Raw genomic sequence first — 17,637 nt, 5'->3', positions numbered from 1 at the left:
ACTTCCTTTCGATAACGGGTGGCTCGAAAAAACGCAATTCTACGACATGGCGCAAAACCCTCGGACACCGGCTTTTGGCTCAGGTTCGGGGAGACTTGCTGTCAGTCTTATATATATTATCTTTTACCTTATTTTCAATCAACCGGCAGCGCGTTCCGGCCGCGGCACCGACGCTGCGGCCGGCGGCGAATCAGGCTCGGAAAAGCGGCAGCCGCCGGCCGGCCAGCTCCGCCACCGCCGCCACCTCGAAGCCGCCCCAGGTCGCCGCGTACGCCCACAGCTTGGCCGCCCCGCCCGGGCGCGCGGCGAGGCCGAGCGCCGGCACCGCGAAGGCACCGGCGACGAGCAGCGCGTGCAGGCTGGAGGCGAGACAGCCGCGGGCGCCGGCGATCAGCGCGCAGGTGTCGCGCACCGCGGCGCTGCCGACCACCGCCGCCGGCACGCGCAGCCGTGCCGCCAGCCGGCGGTAGAGCGCCAGGTCGTCGTGCCAGGGCGCCAGGCCGGCGGCGAAGAAACGCACCGGCAGACCACTTGCGTCGAGCACGCCGGCGAGCGCGGCGAGCGTCGCATCGTCGGCGAAGTCCGCGGCGCACTGCACCGCGAGGTAGTCGCCGGCCGCGCGCGGCGCACCGGCGACGAGCTCGGCGAGGAGGTCCGCCGCCTGCGCCACCGGGTCGGGTTCGAGGCCGGCGGCGACGCCTTCGGCAGCGAGCGCCGCTTGCGTCGCGCGGTCGCGCACGGTGACCGCGCGCGCCGCGCGCAGCGCCGCGGCGATTTCCCGGCGGAACGCCGGCGGCCGCTGCGCCAGCCCGACGCCGCCGACGGCACGGAAGGCAGTGGCGATTCCCGCGTCGCCGGCGAGGACGTAGGGCGCCCGCCGCGCGCAGCCGAGGAATTCCGCCGCCCACGCCGCCCGCGCCCGCGGCCGGCGATCGAGCGCGGCGATGCGCGACGCGGCCTCGGCGGCCGGCAGCAGCATCACCGCCGCCTCCCAGGCGTCGGTGTCGAGCACCTCGCCGCCGACGTGCAGCACTTCGAGCGGCGCCGCGCCGAAACGCCGCGGCCACTGCGCGATCAGTTCGCCGATCGGCGCGACGGCGCGACCGCCGACGGCGCGCAGGTCCGCCGCGCGCAGCCCGGCGAACAGGCACGGCCGCGGCGCCGCGCGCCGCGCGGCGACCTCGGCCAGCAGCAGGTCGCCGAGGTTGTGGCGGTCGCAGGCGCCGAAGAGGACGAGGGGCGTAGCGGAAGTCATCTCCATCGGCCAAGCCTGCGCCGCGCGCGCACCGCTGGCAAGGCCGCCGCCCATTTTTTCGGCAGCCCGTTTTTTCCGTTCCGCCTCAGGCGCTTGCCCCGCTTATCCAGTGCTTATCCACAGACTTGCCCCACACCGGCGGGGATAACTCCGCCTTATGGGAAGATCGAAATCGCGGGAATCGCTTGTCGCACGGGGCTTGCACAAATTTTTGGCAACGCCTTTTTCCGTCGCCGGCTCAGTCGCTTACGCCACTTGTTCAGGACTTTTCCACAGACTTGCTCGACCGCGGCGGGGATAAGTCCACCGCATCTCTGTCTTATGCAAGACCGAGCGGGGGCAGGCCGTGGCGCGCCCGCGCGCGGGCGCAGGCGTCGTGGTGGATGTCGAACTCGCGGCACGGCGACGGCCGCGCGTCGTAGATCGTGCACGCGACCTGCGCACCGACCTCGCCCGACAGCGCCGCGCAGCGCGGCGGCGAGGTGTCGGTGCCGTGCATGCGCACCAGCTGCGCGGTGACCGGCACGGTCAGCGCCGGCGGCACGCCGCCGGCCCAGGCGAAGGCGCGGCCGGCCAGCTCGGCCGGGTGGAAATCGACGCGGAAGGCAGCGCAGCAGGCGCCGCAGGTGGTGCAGGGACTGGCGTCGCTCACGCCGCGCCCCGCCGGTCGCGCAGGTCGACCACGCAGCGGTAGAGCGGCTGCCCCGAGTCGCAGTACTTGCGTTCGAACGGCGAGACGGGCTCGTCCGGGACGAATTCCTCCCACGCGATGTCACGCCCGAGCACGCGGCCCAGCGCAAAGGCGAACTCCTCGACGTAGATGCGCCAGTTGCTGCGGCACTCGATCACGCCGCCCAACTGCGGCAGCACCGGGAACACCGCGTGCCCGTGCCAGCGCCGCGCGAGATGCCCGATCTTCGGCCACGGGTTCGGGTAGAACAGGCAGTGGCGCTCGAGCGTCACGCCGCGTTCGGCGAGCAGGCGCCAGAAGTCGACGAGGTCGGCGCGCACCAGGCAGAGGTTCGCCGGCAGCTCGCCCTTCGCCGTCGTCAGCCGGTCCTCCGACTGGTCGACGCCGATGACGAAGCAGTCCGGATTGCGTTCGCCGAGCAGCACGCTGGACGCGCCGGTGCCGCAGGCGGCGTCGAGGATCAGCGGGCGCGCGTTGCCCCACGCCGCCATCGCGGTCGCGAACGCGGCGCGGTTGTAGTCGAGGATCGGCTTGCGGAAGGGTTCGCGCCGGTGGCGGTCGACGAGCTCGGCGAGGCGCTCGTGGATGCCGGTCTGCGCGCTCTGCGGCACGCGCGAGTTGGCGTACATCAGGCAGCCTCGCGCAACGTCGGCACGAAGCCGGCGAGCAGCGCGGTGACCTCGGCCGGCTGCCGCAGCGGCCGCAGCGCCGCGTACAGCGCCTCGGCTTCCGCCCAGGTGCGGCGCAGGTAGCCGAGCCACAGCTTGATGCGGCCCGGCGCGTGGCGCGCCTCGACCTTGGCCAGCACGCCCTGCCAGAAGGCGGCGAGATGCGGCAGCAGCGCCGCCCACTCGGCGGCGGTCGGCGCCGGCGCCGCGTCGCCGCGGATGCGCTGCGCCAGATACGGATCGGACACCGCGCCGCGGCCGAGCATGACGTCGGCGCAGCCGCTGACCGCGCGGCAGCGGCGCCAGTCGCCGACCGTCCACACCTCGCCGTTGGCGACCACCGGCACGCGCACCGCCTCGCGGATCGCGGCGATCCATTCCCAGTGCGCCGGCGGCTTGTAGCCCTGCTCCTTGGTCCGCGCATGCACCACCAGCGACCGGGCGCCGCCTTCGGCGAGCGCTTGCGCGCAGTCGATCGCCAGCGCGGTGTCGGCGATGCCGAGACGCATCTTGGCGGTCACCGGGATGTCCGCCGGCACCGCCGCGCGCACCGCGGAAACGATCGCGTAGAGCAGCTCCGGTTCGCCGAGCAGCGCGGCGCCGCCGCGGTGGCGGTTCACCGTCGGCGCCGGGCAGCCGAAGTTGAGGTCGATCCCCGGCGGCGACAGCCGCGCCAGCCGCGCGGCGTTCGCCGCGAGACATTCCGGGTCGCTGCCGAGCAGCTGCACGACCACCGGCGTCCCTGCCGTCGTCCGCCCGCCGTTCAGCAGCTCCGGCGACAGCCGCGTAAATGCGCGCGCCGGCAGCAGCGTGCCGGAGACGCGGACGAACTCGGTCACCGCGTGGTCGTAGCCGCCGACGCGCGTCAGCACCTCGCGCAGCACGTCGTCGGCGAGGCCTTCCATCGGGGCGAGCAGCAGTCGGGACATGGAAAAATCGGGGGAGAAAGCAGCGCGGGAAAAGGCCGCTATTCTACAATGCTCGCCCTATGGAACAGATCACAGCCGCCATCATCGGCGCCGGCGTCGTCGGCCTCGCCTGCGCGCGGGCGCTCGCCGCGCGCGGCATCGAGGCCGTCATCCTCGAACGGCACGACGCCTTCGGCAGCGAGACCAGCGCGCGCAACAGCGAGGTCATCCACGCCGGGCTCTACTACCCGGGCGGATCGCGCAAGGCGGCGCTGTGCGTCGCCGGCCGCGACGCGCTGTACGCCTATTGCGGCGAACGCCACGTCGCGCACCGCCGCTGCGGCAAGCTGATCGTCGCCACGCACGCGGGACAGCTGCCGAAGCTCGAAGCGCTGCGCCGGCAGGGCGAGGCCAACGGCGTGAGCGACCTGCGCCTCATCGACGCCGGCGAGGCGAAGGCGATGGAGCCGAACCTCGCCTGCGTCGCCGCGCTGCATTCGCCGTCGACCGGCATCGTCGACAGCCACGGCTTCATGCTCGCGCTCCTGGGCGACGCCGAGCGCGACGGCGCGCTGCTCGCGCTGCACAGCCCGGTCGCCGGCGGCCGCATTGAAGCAGACGGCATCGTGCTGGAGGTCGGCAGCGGCAGCGATACGACGCAGCTGAAGGCGCGCCTCGTCGTGAACGCCGCCGGCCTCGCCGCGACCCAGGTCGCGCGCCGCCTGATCGGCTTTCCGCCGGAACACTGCCCGACGCCGCACTACGCGAAGGGCAACTACTACGGCCTCGCCGGTCGCGCGCCGTTCTCGCGGCTGATCTACCCGCTGCCGGAACCCGGCGGCCTCGGCGTGCACCTGACGCTGGACCTCGGCGGCCAGGCGCGCTTCGGCCCCGACGTCGAATGGCTGCCGGGCGGCTGGATCGACGCGCCCGACTACGCCGTCGATCCGCAGCGCAGCACCGGCTTCTACGCCGAGGTCCGCCGCTACTGGCCGGGGCTGCCCGACGGCGCGCTCGCCCCCGCCTACTGCGGCGTGCGGCCGAAGATTTCCGGCCCGCAGGACCCGGCCGCCGACTTCCTGATCCAGGGGCCGCAAACGCACGGCGTGCGAGGGCTGGTCAACCTCTTCGGCATCGAATCGCCGGGGCTGACCTCGGCGCTCGCGATCGCCGACGCGGTGTGCGCGGAACTCGACGCGTGAAGCTGGTCCTCGACACCAACGTCGTCCTCGATCTGCTGTTCTGGCGCGATCCGCGCTGCGCCGCGCTGGCAGAGGCGCTGGCCGCCGGCCGCGCGCACTGCGTCACCGACGACGCCTGCCTCGCCGAGCTCGAACGCGTGCTCGCCTACCCGCAGTTCGCGCTCGACGAAGCGGCGCAGCGGACGCTGCACGCGCAATACCGCGCGCTCGCCGAAGGCGTCGCCGCGGCGGGCGCCGGCGAGCCCGCCGAACTGCCGCGCTGCCGCGACGCCGACGACCAGAAGTTCCTGGAGCTCGCCGCGCGCGCCGGCGCCGAGCTGCTGCTGACGCGCGACCGCGAGCTGCTGCGCCTGGCGCGCAGCCGCCGACGGCCGCCGCCGTTTGCCATCCTCGTCCCCGAGCAGGCCGCCGCGCGGCTTGCGGCACCGTCCCCGGAGCACGCCCGATGATTCGCACCGCCACCGCCCTCGCCTGCCTGCTCGCCGCCGGCGCCGCCACCGCCGCGCCCGCGGTCGAGATCCTTGCCGCCGAGTTCGGCCTGTTCGCGGAGGGCCAGGGCGACGAGATCGTCTTCCAGCCCGCGGCCGTCGTGCCGCGCGCGGTCGGCCAGCGCTACGGCTGGATCATCGAGCTGCGCACGAAGAAGCGCAGCGTCGCCGTGCGCGAGGAGTACGTGCTGCCGGAAAAGCCCGGCGCCGCGGCGCCGGACAACCCGGTGGCGAAGAACCTGCACGTTCCCGACCTGCGCCGCAGCCAGGTCAGCCAGCGCCAGCTGGTGCCGGTCGACGGGCAGATCGTCGGCGAATGGTCGGTCGGCCCGGACGAGCCGCCGGGGAAGCGCCGCCTGCAGGTCAGCGTCGAGGGGCAGCCGGCGGCGACCTTCGACTACGAAGTGAAGTAGCCGCCTCAGTCGCCGGTGTCGGCGGCGCTGCGCCAGCCCGGATCGGGCCGCCACTGCCCGACCCAGACCGGCAGATCGGCGGCCGGCATCGGCCGCGCGATGCCGTAGCCCTGCGCCATGTCGCAGCCAAGGCGGAGCAGCAACGCGCCGTGGGCGGCGGTTTCGACGCCCTCGGCGATCACCTCGCGGCGGAAGACGCGGGCGAGCCCGATGACGCCCTCAACGATGGCGCGGTCCTCGGCGTCGACCAGCATGTCGCGGACGAAGGTCTGGTCGATCTTGACCGTCTCCGCCGGCAGCGACTTGAGGTAGGCCAGCGACGAGTAGCCGGTGCCGAAGTCGTCGAGCGAGAACGAGACGCCGAGCGCGCGGCACTCGCGGATCACCCGCGACACGCGCTCGATGTCCTCGAGCGCCGCGGTCTCCAGGATTTCCAGTTCGAGCGCCTGCGGCGCGACCTCGGGGAAGTCCGCCAGCTGCGCCTGCAGGCGCTCGGCGAAGGCCGCGTGCAGCAGGTGGCGGGCGGCGATGTTGACGCCGACGCGCAGCTGCAGGCCAATGCGCTGCCAGGCGTCGAGCTGCGCCAGCGCAGTGGCGATCACCCAGTCGCCGACCTCGACGATCAGCTCGCTGTCCTCGATCACCGACAGGAAGTCCGCCGGCGGCAGCAGGCCGCGCTGCGGATGCTGCCAGCGGATCAGCGCCTCGACGCCGGCGACGCGGCCCGAGCGCATATCCACCTGCGGCTGGTAGTAGAGGACGAACTCGCCGTCGCGCAGCGCCTGCGCGATCCGCGCCAGGCGCTCGGTGCGCTCGCGCGCGAGGCGGTCGTGCTCGGGGTCGAACAGGTGGAAGCGGTTGCGGCCGCCCTGCTTGGCCAGGTACATCGCCTGGTCGGCGTGGCGCAGCAGCGTGTCGCTGTCGGCGTCGTCCTTCGGGTAGAGGGCGACGCCGAGGCTGCCCGAGAGCCGGATGTCGCGCCCGTCGACGGCCAGCGGGCGGGCGATCTCGCCGAGGATGCGGGCCAGCGCCTGCTTGCACTCGTCGAGGTCGTCGATGCCCTGCAGCAGCAGCACGAACTCGTCGCCGCCGACGCGCGCGACGGTGTCGCTGGCGCGCAGGCAGGCCTGCAGCCGCGCGGCGACCGCGACCAGCACGCGATCGCCGGTGTCGTGGCCGAAGTTGTCGTTGATCGGCTTGAAGCCGTCGAGGTCGAGGTAGCAGATCGCCAGCAGGCTGCCGCTGCGCCTCGCCTGCGCCAGCGCCTGCCTCATCCGGTCGGCGAGCAGCGTGCGGTTGGGGACGCCGGTCAGCGGGTCGTAGTGCGCGATGCGGTCGAGCTGGCGGTCGTGCTCCTTCAGCACGGTGATGTCGCGCACGAAGGCGCAGATCTCGTCGCCGAGGCTGAGCCAGGTGGCGGTGATCTCGACGTCGATGACCTCGCCGTCCTTGCGCCGCCAGCGCGTCTCGAAGCGGTCGCCGCCCTCGCCGACGATGCGCGCGAGGTGCGCCGCGCTCTCGGCCGCGTCCGGCAGCGCATCGAAGTCGCCGAAGCCGCGCGCCAGCACCTCGTCGGCGGCGTAGCCGGTGAGCGCGCAGAAGGCGCGGTTGTGCTCGCGCACGCGGCCGTCGCGGCCGCAGACGACGAAGCCGTCCATCGCCGACTCGACGACGCTGGCATGGCGCTGCGAGGCGCGCTTGCTGGCGGTGACATCGACCATCACGCCGCGCAGCCAGCGCGGCGCGCCGCCCTCCTCGACCACCTTGACGATGTCGCGTAGCCAGACGGTGCGCCCGTCGCGGGCGATGAAGCGGTACTCGAAGTCGTGGTTCTCCAGGCGGCCGGTGCAGGAGGCGCAGTAGTCGACCGCCCAGCTGCAATCGTCCGGGTGCAGGTGCTCGACCCAGAAGCCGGGCCGGTACCAGTCCTCGACCGGATAGCCGAGCAGGCGCTCGGCCTCCTGGCTGACGAAGGTGAAGGCGAAGGTCCGCGCGTCGCCCTCCCAGACGATGCCCGAGGTCGAATCGACCAGGTCGCGGAAGCGCTGCTGCTCGGCCTCGATGCGCTGCCGCGCCAGCTTGCCCTCGCTGATGTCGGCGATGACGCCGACCAGGCCGAGTTCGTGCCCCTCGGCATCCTGGAAGCGGCGGCCGGTCAGGCGGCCCCAGAATTCGTTGCCGTCGGCGCGCCAGTAGCGGCGCTCGAGGTCCACCGCCTGCACCTTGCTCGCCAGCAGGCCGAGCATGCGCGCGCGCGCCGTCTCGCGCTCGTCCGGGTGCACGCAGGCAACGTACTCGCGGCCGACCAGCTCGGACAGCGGGCAATCGAACATCTCGGCCATGCACTGGTTGGCGTGGGTGATGATGCCGCGCGGATCGACCAGGAAGATGGCGACGCTGGCGGTATCGAAGATCTTCGACAGCAGCGCCTCGCGGTCGCGCAGCGCGTTCCCGACGCGGCGCGCCTCGCCGATGTCCTCGGCGAAGGCGAGCACGCCGCACAGCTCGCCGCCCGAGTAGTGCGGCTGGAAGTGGAAGCGGTAGATGCCGCCGCGGTCGCCGGTGGTCGAGCGGTAGGCGGTCTCGATGCTGCTCGCCTCGCCGCGCAGCGCCCGCCGCAGCGGCTCGGCCAGCGCCGGGTCCTGCGCTTCGTCGAGCATGCGGAAGCCGACGATCTGCTCGCGCGGCGCGCCGGCGTAGTCGGCGAACTGGGCGTTGCATTCGACGATGCGGCCGTCGCGGTCGGTCAGCCAGATGCCCAGCGGCGCCTGCTCGAACAGCTCGCGGAAGCGCGCCTCGGCCTCGCCCATCGCCGCCTCGGCCGCCTTGCGCGCGGTGATGTCGGTGGACACCCCGATCAGCCCGACGATGCCGCCGCCGGTGTCGTACAGCGGCTTCTTCACCGCCCAGTAGTAGCGCGTCTCGCCGCTGCTGACGACGACGTTGCGCTCCTCGCGCTCGACCGTGGCGCCGGTGTCGAGCACCTGCCGGTCGTTCACGCGCAGGTCGTTCGACACCGAGAGGTCGAAGAAATCCTCGTCGGTATGGCCGACGATGCCTTCCAGCGGCACGCCGAACAGCGCGCAGACCATGCGGTTGGCGTAGGTGTAGCGGCCGGCGCGGTCCTTGGTGAAGACGTAGGCACCGACGTTGTCGAGCGCGCTGCGCAGGCGGCGGATCTCCTCGTCGCGATAGTCGGTCGTTGGGGAAGGCGAGTTCAAGGCAGCGGAAGCAGTGGCGGGGCAGGGTGACGACGCTATCAGAATTCCCCGGCCCGATCCAGCCGGTAGCGGACTACGCGCCCTCCTTCGCCGCCCCGTCGGCCAGCGGGGCGGCCGCCCGCCAGCGGCCGAAGACACGGAAGCGGCCGCCCGCCGGCCGCAGCGGCGCGTGCAGGCGTCGGCGCAGCGCGCGCACGCCGATCCAGTTGGCGACGCAGACCACCGGCAGCAGCAGGCCGATGACCTTGTCGGCGGCAATGCCCAGCCCCCATTCGTTGAGCGACTTCAGCGCGTAGGCCGCCAGCCCGACGGCGTAATAGGAGATGGCGACGACCGACAGCCCCTCCACCGCCTGCTGCATCTTCAGCTGCAGGCTGGCGCTGTCGCTCAGGCGCTGCAGGACGCACTGCGTCTGCCGTTCCTGCGCCAGATTGACGCGGGTGCGCAGCATGTCGTTGGAGCGGCTGATCCTCGCCGCCAGCACCTCCTGCCGGTTGGCGACCGACACGCAGCTGTCCATCGCCGGCGCCAGGCGGCGCTCCATGAACTCGCCGATCGTCGGCACGCCTTCGATCCGCTGCTCGCGCAGCTCGCCGATGCGGGCCTCGACGATGCGGTGGTAGGCCTGCGCCGCGCTGAAGCGGTAGCCGGCGCGGAACGTGTCGGCGCGCAACTGCGCGTCGAGGCGGGAAAGGTCTTTCAGCAGCTGCTCGGCATCGCCGTCGATATCGAGCTCGCTCATCCGGTTGCCGAGTCCGGTCAGTTCCTCCTCGATCCGGTCGAGCAGCATGGCGCCCTCGCGCGCCAGCGGCAGCGCCAGCAGGGCCATCATCAGGTAGGTCTCGATCTCGCAGATGCGCTGCACCAGCCGGCCCATCTGCGACTCGCGCAGGCCGACGTCGCGCAGCAGGAAGCGCGAAAAGCCGTTCGGCCCGATCTGGAAATCGGTCCAGATCTCGCCCTCGCGCAGCACCCGGCAACCGACCAGCGGCGGCTGCGGGAACAGTGCGGCTAGCCGCGCGTCGCCGGTGCCGAGCGCATCGCCGCGTTCGGCGACGATGTGCGCGGCAACGATCACCGCCGCCTGCAGCCCGGCCAGCCAGTCGGCCGGAACGTGGCGGATCGCGCAGCAGCGGAAGTCGTCACCGTGTTCGCCGGGCTCGACGAAGGTGAAGGTCGAGAACTCGGTGTGGCGCTCCCACTTCAGGCGGAAATGCCCGAAGTCGTGGAAGAAATGCTGCGCGCCCGGCACCGGCGCGGCGACGCCGAAGCGGGTGCACAGCGAGGCCAGCAGCGCATCGTGCGACGCGTCGCCGTCGTCGATATGAACCGCCAGGTGCGAGATGCGCGCCGGCGCCTCGATGCGCAGGAAGGGACGGGAATGGATCTCGCCGGCGAGCGCCAGTCGCCGCGGATGGTTCAGCGCGTGCGCGAGATCGGTCATCGCGTCGCCGGCGGCCGGCACCCGCCCCGTTCCGGGTGGGGCGCGCGTGCGGCAGGATAGCGGCCGTCGGCCGACGGCCGCGCCGGCAAGCGTTCGTGGTGCATGGCGTTTCGTCGCTGCCCGGCTCAGGCCCCGAGCGTCATCAGCGTCGTGTTGCCCCCGGCCGCGGTGGTGTTCACGCTCTGCACGCGCTCGACCAGCATGCGGTAGAGCGGATATTCGCGCGCCTCGCCAGCTGGCCGGTAGATCTGCAGCAGCGCCGCGCCGCATTCCGCCAGCTGCCGCTCGAGCGTGCCGTCGTCGTCGGCGGCGAGCAGCACGCCGGCCAGCCGCTCGTAGTCGCCCGGCGGGCGCCACTCGATCTGCGCGGCGAGCGCCGGCGGCAGCAGCGCGATCGCCTGACGGCCGGCGGCGCCGCGCACCGAGGCGCGGTTGCCGGTGGCGAACACCGCCGCCAGCTGCGTGAGCACGGCATCGACGTCGTCCGCGTGGCAGAGCAGGCGGCCGCGCGGCGCGAAGGACAGCATGTTGCGCTCGCCGGTCGGTCCGGGCAGCACGGCGCGGACGCCCAGCAGCGTCGCCGCGGCGTAGTCGCGGCAGTGCGTCGTGAGCGGCCCCTCGCCCCATTTCTCGGCCCAGGTGGAGAGGATCTGCAGCGCCTCGGGCACCGCCTTGGCGGCGGGCAGCGCCAGCAGCGCCGGCGTCACCGCCGGCGTGCCGGCGAGGCGGTGCAGGTAGAGCGGGCCGCCGGCCTTCGGCCCGGTGCCGGAGAGCCCCTCGCCGCCGAAGGGCTGGACGCCGACGACGGCGCCGATCATGTTGCGGTTGACGTAGATGTTGCCGACCCGGGCACGCGCCGCGATCAGGTCGACGGTCTCGTCGATGCGGCTGTGGATGCCCAGCGTCAGCCCGTAGCCGGTGGCGTTGATCGCCTCGATCAGAGCCGGCAGCGCCTCGGCGGCGTAGCGCAGCACATGCACCACCGGACCGAAGACCTCGCGCTGCAGGTCGGCGAGCGACTCGATCTCGATCACCGTCGGCGGCACGAAGCAGCCGTCGGCGCAGGCCGCCGGCAGGGCGCACTGGTACACCGGGCGGCCGGCGGCGCGCATGCGCTCGATGTGCGCGAGCAGCGCGTCGCGCGCCGCCTCGTCGATCACCGGGCCGACGTCGGTGGCGAGCTGCCGCGGGTCGCCGATGACGAGCTCCTGCATCGCCGCCTTCAGCATCGCCAGCGTGTGCCCGGCAATGTCCTCTTGCAGGCACAGCACGCGCAGCGCCGAGCAGCGCTGGCCGGCGCTGTCGAAGCCGGAGGCGAGCACGTCCTGCACCACCTGCTCGGGCAGCGCCGACGAATCGACGATCATCGCGTTCTGGCCGCCGGTCTCGGCGATCAGGCGGACGTCGCCGCGGCCGGCGATGCTGCGGTTGATCAGCCGCGCCACCTCGGTCGAGCCGGTGAACACGACGCCGCGCACGCGCGCGTCGGCGGTCAGCCGGGCGCCGACCGTCTCGCCGCGGCCGGGCAGGAACTGCAGCACGTCGCCGGGGACGCCGGCCGCCTGCAGCAGGCGCACCGCGAGGTGGGCGGTCAGCGGCGTCTGCTCGGCCGGCTTGGCCAGCACCGGGCTGCCGGCGGCGAGCGCGGCGACGACCTCGCCGACGAAGATGGCGAGCGGGAAATTCCACGGGCTGATGCACGCCACCGGCCCCGGCGCCGCTGCCGGTACGGGGAAGCCGGCGCGCAGCTGCTGCGCGTAGTAGCGGCAGAAGTCGACCGCCTCGCGCACTTCGGCGACCGCGTTGGCCCAGGTCTTGCCGGCCTCGCGCGCACACAGGCCGACGATCTCGCTGCGGTGTTCCTCGAGCAGGTCGGCGGCGCGTTCGAGCATCGCCGCGCGTGCGGCCGGCGGCGTCCGCTGCCAGCTGTCGCCGGCGGCGTCGGCGGCGGCCAGCGCGCGCTCGACCAGCGCCTCGTCGGCCTCGACGACGCTGCCGACCACGTCGCGGCGGTCGGCCGGGTTGCGTACCGGCAGCGGCTCGCCGGCGGGCACGTCGACGCCGGCGACCCGCGGCGAAGCGTGCCAGCGGCGGTCGGCGAGCTCGGCCAGCGCGCGTTCGAGGCCGGCGATCGTCGCCTCGTCGGTGAGGTCGACGCCGGCGGAATTCACCCGCGCCGTGCCGTAGAGGTCGCGCGGCAGCGGGATCGCCGGGTGGCGGCCGCCGCCGCTGGCACGGACAGTGGCCAGCGGGTCCTCGATCAACTCGTCGATCGACACCGCCTCGTCGACGATGCGGTTGACGAAGGAGCTGTTGGCGCCGTTCTCGAGCAGACGGCGCACCAGGTAGGGCAGCAGCGTCTCGTGCGTGCCGACCGGCGCGTAGATGCGGCAGCGCCGGCCGAGCTTGTCGGCACCGACGACGTTGTCGTAGAGCGGCTCGCCCATGCCGTGCAGGCACTGGAATTCGTAGTCGTGCACGCCGCGCGCCCGGGCCATCTGCAGCACCGTCGCCAGCGTGTGCGCGTTGTGCGTCGCGAACTGCGGATAGACCGCGTCCGGCGCGGCGAGCAGGCGCTCGGCACAGACCAGGTAGGCAAGGTCGGAGTGCGGCTTGCGCGTGTAGACCGGGTAGTCAGCCAGGCCGTCGACCTGCGCGCGCTTGATCTCGCTGTCCCAGTAGGCGCCCTTGACCAGGCGCACCATCAGCCGGCGGCGGCTGCGCCGGGCGAGGTCGACCAGGTGCTCGATGACGAACGGGCAGCGCTTCTGGTAGGCCTGGACGACGAAGCCGAGGCCGTGCCAGCCGGCCAGGTCGGGGTCGCCGGCGAGCGCGTCGAGCAGGTCGAGCGACAGCTCCAGGCGGTCGGCCTCCTCGGCGTCGATGTTGAGGCCGATGTCGTAGCGCTTGGCGAGCAGCGCCAGTTCCTTCAGCCGCGGCAGCAGCTCGCCCATCACGCGCGCACGCTGGGCGCGCACGTAGCGCGGATGCAGCGCGGAGAGCTTGACCGAGATGCCGGGGCCGGCGACGACGCCGCGGCCGCCGGCGGCGCGGCCGATGGCGTGGATCGCCTGCACGTAGGCGGCGGTGTAGCGTTCGGCGTCGGCCGCAGTCAGCGCCGCCTCGCCGAGCATGTCGAAGGAGTGGCCGTAGCCGCGCGCCTCGTTGGCCTGCGAGCGCTGCAGCGCCGACTCGATCGTCTCGCCCATCACGAACTGCTGGCCGAGGAGACGCATCGCGAAGTCGATGCCCTTGCGGATCAGCGGCTCGCCGCCCTTGGCGAGGATGCGCGAGAGCGCGCCGCCGAGCACGCTCTCGCTGTGCGTCGTGACCAGCTTGCCGGTGATCAGCAGGCCCCAGGTCGCGGCGTTGACGAACAGCGACGGGCTGCCGCCGAGGTGCGCCGCCCAGTCGCCGCGCGACAGCTTGTCGCGGATCAGCCGGTCGACGGTGGCTGCGTCGGGAATGCGCAGGAGCGCCTCGGCGAGGCACATCAGCGCGACGCCCTCCTGGCTGGAGAGCGAGAATTCGTGCATCAGGTGGTCCACGCCGCTGGCCCGGCTGCGCTGCCGGCGCACCGCCTCGACCAGCGCGCGCGCCTCGCGCGCGACCGCATCGCGGTCGTAATCGGCCGCCGCCAGCTCCTGGGCCAGCGCCGCAACGCAGGCGCCCTCGTCGCGCCGGTAGGCGGCGCGGATCGCCTCGCGCAGGCTCAGATTCATGTTCATGCTCGCGTTCATCGTCGTCTCCTCAGGCCTGCGCCACCAGATGGCCGAAGGGGACCGCGGACGAATCCTTGACCTCCTCCATCACCGGATAGGTGTGCGTCTCGCGGATGCCGGGGACGCCGGACAGCACCGCGCCGAGGAAGTGGCGGTAGGCGGCCATGTCGGGGACGCGCACCTTCAGCAGGTAGTCGTAGCCGCCGGCGACCATGTGGCACTCCTGGATCTCCGGGATCGCCAGCACGGCGCGGCGGAAGTCGTCGAACACCGCCTGCGAAGTGCGTTCGATGCCGATCTGGACGAAGACGGTCAGCCCGAGGCCGAGCGCCGCCGGCGACAGCCGCGCGGCGTAGCCCTGGATCAGCCCGGCGGCCTCCAGCGACTTGACGCGCTCCAGGCACGGCGTCGGGCTGAGGCCGACCTGGCGCGCCAGCGCGACGTTGGTGATGCGGCCGTCGGCCTGCAGCGCGGCGAGGATGTCGAGGTCGATCTGGTCGAGTTTGTACATGCGTCTTGCTCCGGGAAAGGTTCAGGCGGCGGCGAGTTCGTGCGCGCGGCGGTGGGCGGCGGCCACGGCGGCGGCGACCGCCGGCGCCAGGCCGCCGCCCTCGAGCGCGGCCAGCCCGGCCTCGGTCGTGCCGCGCGGGCTGCACACCGCGGCCTTGAGTGCGCCGGCGGCGCGCGTGTCGGCGGCGAGCAGCGCCGCGGCGCCGATGCAGGTCCGGCGCGCCAGGCGCTCGGCGAGCGCCGGCGGCAGCCCGGCGGCCGCGCCGGCGGCGGCCAGCTGCTCGACCAGCGCGAAGAAGTACGCCGGGCCGCTGCCGGCGACGGCGGTGGCGGCGTCGATCTGCGCCTCGTCATCCACCCAGGCGGCGTCGCCGACGGCGGCGAACAGCGCTTCGCACAGCGCGGCATCGGCGGCGTCGAGGCCGGGGCCGTAGAGCGTGGTCATGCCGGCGCCGGCGGCCACCGCCAGGTTGGGCATCGCCCGCGCCAGGCGGCGGTGGCCGCCGAGCAGTTCGCGCAGGCGGGACAGCGCGCTGCCGGCGGCGATCGACACCACCAGCGCGCCGGCGCACAGCGGCCGGTAGGCGGCCAGCGCTTCGCCCAGCAGCTGCGGCTTGAGCGCGAGGACGACCAGGTCCGGCCGGAAGCCGGCGAGTTCGGCCGGCGACGCGCAGACGGCGACCGGACTCGCCGCCGGCAGCAGCGCGCGCGCCCGCGCCGGGTCGGCATCGACCGCCAGCACGCGGGCATCAGGGTGGGCCCGCGCATAGCCGGCGGCGAGCGCCGCCCCCATGTTGCCGCAGCCGACGATCAGCGCATTGTTTTTCACTACCACAAAGACTCCTTGCAGTCGCGATGACTGGAAAAAACACGAACGACGGCAACTCTATGCTGCCGACGACGCAATGTCAACGACAATCGTCCATATAAAAGCAATTTTGTGGTCGCATCATCCTTGCAAAAAATCTTTAATAGTTGTTTTATCTTTTAACATCGATATTTTCAGACGAATGTTCTGCCGGATGCCAGCCAGAACCAACCCGACCGGGCAGCTGTCCACCCGAAACCGTCTGCCGGAGAACGCCGATGACCCGCCCTCCGCTGCTGTCCGCCCTGCTCCTGCTGCCGCTCGCCGCCGGGGCCGGCGGTTCCAACTACGGCACCGCCCCCGGCGCCCTCGCCGAAGTCGCCGGCCAGGTCAGCGAATGGCCGGTGCCGACGCCGAAATTCGCGCGCGACCCGGCGCCGGCGCCCGACGGCAGCATCTTCATCGCCGTCATGCGCGGCAATCGCATCGCCCGCTTCGACCCGAAGACCCAGCAGTTCCGCGAGTGGGAGCTGCCGAAGGGGGCGCACCCGCACGGCGTGCTCGTCGACCGCGAGGGGATCGCCTGGTACACCGGCAACGGCAACGGCACCATCGGCCGCCTCGATCCGGTCACCGGCGAGGTCCGCGAGTTCCGCGCGCCGTCCGGCGGTGACCCGCACACGCTGGTCATCGACAACGGCGGAACGATCTGGTTCACGCTGCAGGGCGCGCAGCGCATCGGCCGGCTCGACCGCACCAGCGGCCGCATCACCGAATACGCGACCTCGGGCAACCCCTACGGCATCGCCATCGACCGCCAGGGCTACGTCTGGTTCTGCCGGCTCGCGGGCGACAAGCTCGGCCGCCTCGACCCGGGCAGCGGCGAGATCGCCGACCTCGCCACCGGCGACGGCAGCAAGCCGCGGCGCATCGCGGCGGCGCCGGACGGCATGCTGTGGGTCACCGCCTACGGCACCGGCCGGTTGCTCAAGGTCGACCCGCAGGCGCGCCGCATCGTGAACAGCTACCCTATGCCGGCCGGCCGAAACGGCGGCCCCTACGCGGTGACGGTGGATGCCGCCGGCCGCGTCTGGGCGAACGAGATCGACACCGACACGGTGGCGCTGTTCGATCCGGCCAGCGAGCGCTTCCGCGTGATCGCGCTGCCGTCGAAGAACGTCGGCATCCGCAAGGCGATCATCGACGGCCAGGGGCGCTACTGGTACATGGGCAGCCACAACGGGCGGCTCGGCATGATCCGCTGAATCTGTGACAACAATGCCAACAATGCGCTTTGCTTGATCCAGGTCAACAATGACGGATGCACGCCGCCGGCGGCGATGCGATCATGACGGGCGCCTGATCTATCATTGCCACACAGTGCGCCGCGCCGGCGGTGCACGCAGGGAGCAGAACGAACCGCCATGGACAACACAAGCCTGGACAAGAAGGACGAAGCGCTGAAGGCGCAGCGCTTCAAGATGCTGGAGGACATCGCCCGCGATCTCTCCGGCGACGTCACGTTCCCGACCTGCTTCGACGCCGCGCTGCAGATCCGCAACGTGATGCGCGACCCGAACGTCTCGCTGCCGCAGATCGCCAAGGCGGTGCGCATGGAGCCGCTGGTCGCCGTCAAGCTGCTGCGCGTCGCCAACTCCGCCGCCTACAACCCCGCCGGCCGGCAGATCGCCGACGTCGAGGCGGCGCTCAGCCGCGTCGGCCTCAACCTGGCGCGGTCGACGGCGCTGGCGGTGGCGATGGACCAGCTGCTGCGCTCGAAGGACCTGGTCAGCTTCGCCGACATGTCGAAGGGGCTGTGGCTGCACACGCTGAAGACCGCCGCGGCGGCGCGCGTGCTGGCGCGGCGGATGACCCGGCTGAACGCCGAGGACGCGCTGCTCGCCGGGCTGGTGCACGACCTCGGCGCCTTCTACATGCTCTACCGCGCCGCGCAGTACGACGAGCTGCGCTGCCGTCCGGACACCGTGCGCTACCTGATCGTGCAGTGGCACGAGAGCATCGGCGAGAGCCTGCTGGCAGCGCTCGGCCTGCCCGAGCCAATCATCGAGGCTGTGCGCGACCACGACCAGCCGCGGGTGCCGATCGAACGCCCGGAATCGCTGTCGGAAGTGGTCTATGTCGCGAACATCATCGCCGGCGGCCTCGACGAATGGGAGCGGCTGCACGCCGGCGACCCGGAGCCGGACGGCGAGTACCAGTCGCCCGCCTACCTCGCGCTGCGCGACGAGATCGAGGCCGACTACGCCGACCTGCAGAACGCGCTCGGCGCCGCGTGCTGAAGGCCGC

At 72.5% G+C, this 17,637-nt stretch carries 14 protein-coding genes; 5 read left to right on the top strand and 9 right to left on the bottom strand.

Annotated elements, in window-relative coordinates:
* Positions 1 to 190: 190 nt before the first annotated feature.
* From IWH25_RS10615 to IWH25_RS10600, 4 genes are all read right to left on the bottom strand, one after another.
* Positions 191 to 1,261, bottom strand: coding sequence for a polysaccharide pyruvyl transferase family protein (locus IWH25_RS10615; protein WP_203385776.1), 1,071 nt, complete (start codon positions 1,259 to 1,261; stop codon positions 191 to 193).
* A gap of 313 nt (positions 1,262 to 1,574) precedes the next feature.
* Positions 1,575 to 1,907, bottom strand: a complete 333-nt coding sequence (locus IWH25_RS10610) for a YkgJ family cysteine cluster protein (RefSeq protein WP_203385775.1) — start codon at positions 1,905 to 1,907, stop codon at positions 1,575 to 1,577.
* Positions 1,904 to 2,578, bottom strand: coding sequence for a tRNA (guanine(46)-N(7))-methyltransferase TrmB (gene trmB / locus IWH25_RS10605; protein ID WP_203389220.1), 675 nt, complete (start codon positions 2,576 to 2,578; stop codon positions 1,904 to 1,906). Before trmB ends, IWH25_RS10610 begins: the two co-directional genes overlap by 4 nt.
* A complete protein-coding gene (locus tag IWH25_RS10600) occupies positions 2,575 to 3,543 on the bottom strand; it encodes a tRNA dihydrouridine synthase (RefSeq protein WP_203385774.1) in 969 nt (322 codons plus the stop codon). The genes trmB and IWH25_RS10600 overlap by 4 nt, the downstream gene beginning before the upstream one ends.
* A gap of 59 nt (positions 3,544 to 3,602) precedes the next feature.
* On the opposite strand from IWH25_RS10600, the gene IWH25_RS10595 reads away from it, so the two are divergent.
* From IWH25_RS10595 to IWH25_RS10585, 3 genes are read left to right on the top strand one after another with little or no spacing between them, the layout of a single operon-like run.
* On the top strand, positions 3,603 to 4,724 hold the full coding sequence (locus IWH25_RS10595; protein ID WP_203385773.1) for an NAD(P)/FAD-dependent oxidoreductase: 1,122 nt from the start codon (positions 3,603 to 3,605) through the stop codon (positions 4,722 to 4,724).
* Entirely contained in the window at positions 4,721 to 5,173 is a 453-nt protein-coding gene (locus IWH25_RS10590) for a putative toxin-antitoxin system toxin component, PIN family (protein WP_238998867.1), read from the top strand. Before IWH25_RS10595 ends, IWH25_RS10590 begins: the two co-directional genes overlap by 4 nt.
* Complete coding sequence (locus tag IWH25_RS10585) at positions 5,170 to 5,625, top strand: hypothetical protein (RefSeq protein ID WP_203385771.1); 456 nt, start codon at positions 5,170 to 5,172, stop codon at positions 5,623 to 5,625. The genes IWH25_RS10590 and IWH25_RS10585 overlap by 4 nt, the downstream gene beginning before the upstream one ends.
* A 5-nt stretch (positions 5,626 to 5,630) precedes the next feature.
* On the opposite strand, the gene IWH25_RS10580 is transcribed toward IWH25_RS10585, so the two are convergent.
* The 5 genes from IWH25_RS10580 to proC form a co-directional block, all read right to left on the bottom strand.
* Complete coding sequence (locus IWH25_RS10580; RefSeq protein ID WP_203385770.1) at positions 5,631 to 8,846, bottom strand: sensor domain-containing protein; 3,216 nt, start codon at positions 8,844 to 8,846, stop codon at positions 5,631 to 5,633.
* A gap of 73 nt (positions 8,847 to 8,919) precedes the next feature.
* Positions 8,920 to 10,290 carry a DUF3422 family protein gene (locus IWH25_RS10575; protein ID WP_203385769.1) on the bottom strand — a complete coding sequence of 457 codons (1,371 nt, stop codon included), beginning with the start codon at positions 10,288 to 10,290 and terminating at the stop codon, positions 8,920 to 8,922.
* 125 nt (positions 10,291 to 10,415) lie between these two features.
* Entirely contained in the window at positions 10,416 to 14,030 is a 3,615-nt protein-coding gene (gene putA / locus IWH25_RS10570; protein ID WP_203385768.1) for a bifunctional proline dehydrogenase/L-glutamate gamma-semialdehyde dehydrogenase PutA, read from the bottom strand.
* Positions 14,031 to 14,040: 10 nt separating this feature from the next.
* Positions 14,041 to 14,523: an Lrp/AsnC ligand binding domain-containing protein gene (locus tag IWH25_RS10565; protein ID WP_203385767.1), complete on the bottom strand. Its 483-nt coding sequence runs from the start codon at positions 14,521 to 14,523 to the stop codon at positions 14,041 to 14,043.
* 21 nt (positions 14,524 to 14,544) lie between these two features.
* On the bottom strand, positions 14,545 to 15,357 hold the full coding sequence (gene proC, locus IWH25_RS10560) for a pyrroline-5-carboxylate reductase (RefSeq protein WP_203385766.1): 813 nt from the start codon (positions 15,355 to 15,357) through the stop codon (positions 14,545 to 14,547).
* Positions 15,358 to 15,608: 251 nt separating this feature from the next.
* Here proC and IWH25_RS10555 point away from each other — a divergent pair, with 251 nt between their 5' ends.
* Together IWH25_RS10555 and IWH25_RS10550 are read left to right on the top strand one after the other, a co-directional pair.
* The gene (locus tag IWH25_RS10555) at positions 15,609 to 16,595 is read left to right on the top strand and encodes a Vgb family protein (protein ID WP_203385765.1); all 987 of its coding nucleotides are present in this window, start codon (positions 15,609 to 15,611) and stop codon (positions 16,593 to 16,595) included.
* Between the two features lie 159 nt (positions 16,596 to 16,754).
* Positions 16,755 to 17,630 (top strand): HDOD domain-containing protein, encoded by an 876-nt coding sequence (locus IWH25_RS10550; RefSeq protein ID WP_203385764.1) that lies wholly within the window; start codon positions 16,755 to 16,757, stop codon positions 17,628 to 17,630.
* The last annotated feature ends 7 nt before the right edge of the window (positions 17,631 to 17,637 follow it).

This window comes from Azospira restricta (assembly GCF_016858125.1).
In the GTDB taxonomy this organism is placed as follows: domain Bacteria; phylum Pseudomonadota; class Gammaproteobacteria; order Burkholderiales; family Rhodocyclaceae; genus Proximibacter; species Proximibacter restrictus.
This window is presented reverse-complemented; position numbering and strand designations above follow the sequence as displayed.

Bases quoted from the DNA above. Each gene is read 5' to 3' on its own strand.
- IWH25_RS10565 (WP_203385767.1), bottom strand. From the start codon at position 14,523: ATGTACAAACTCGACCAGATCGACCTCGACATCCTCGCCGCGCTGCAG.
- IWH25_RS10585 (WP_203385771.1), top strand. From the start codon at position 5,170: ATGATTCGCACCGCCACCGCCCTCGCCTGCCTGCTCGCCGCCGGCGCC.
- IWH25_RS10575 (WP_203385769.1), bottom strand. From the start codon at position 10,290: ATGACCGATCTCGCGCACGCGCTGAACCATCCGCGGCGACTGGCGCTC.
- IWH25_RS10615 (WP_203385776.1), bottom strand. From the start codon at position 1,261: ATGGAGATGACTTCCGCTACGCCCCTCGTCCTCTTCGGCGCCTGCGAC.
- IWH25_RS10555 (WP_203385765.1), top strand. From the start codon at position 15,609: ATGACCCGCCCTCCGCTGCTGTCCGCCCTGCTCCTGCTGCCGCTCGCC.
- IWH25_RS10595 (WP_203385773.1), top strand. From the start codon at position 3,603: ATGGAACAGATCACAGCCGCCATCATCGGCGCCGGCGTCGTCGGCCTC.
- IWH25_RS10550 (WP_203385764.1), top strand. From the start codon at position 16,755: ATGGACAACACAAGCCTGGACAAGAAGGACGAAGCGCTGAAGGCGCAG.
- IWH25_RS10600 (WP_203385774.1), bottom strand. From the start codon at position 3,543: ATGTCCCGACTGCTGCTCGCCCCGATGGAAGGCCTCGCCGACGACGTG.
- putA (WP_203385768.1), bottom strand. From the start codon at position 14,030: ATGAACGCGAGCATGAACATGAATCTGAGCCTGCGCGAGGCGATCCGC.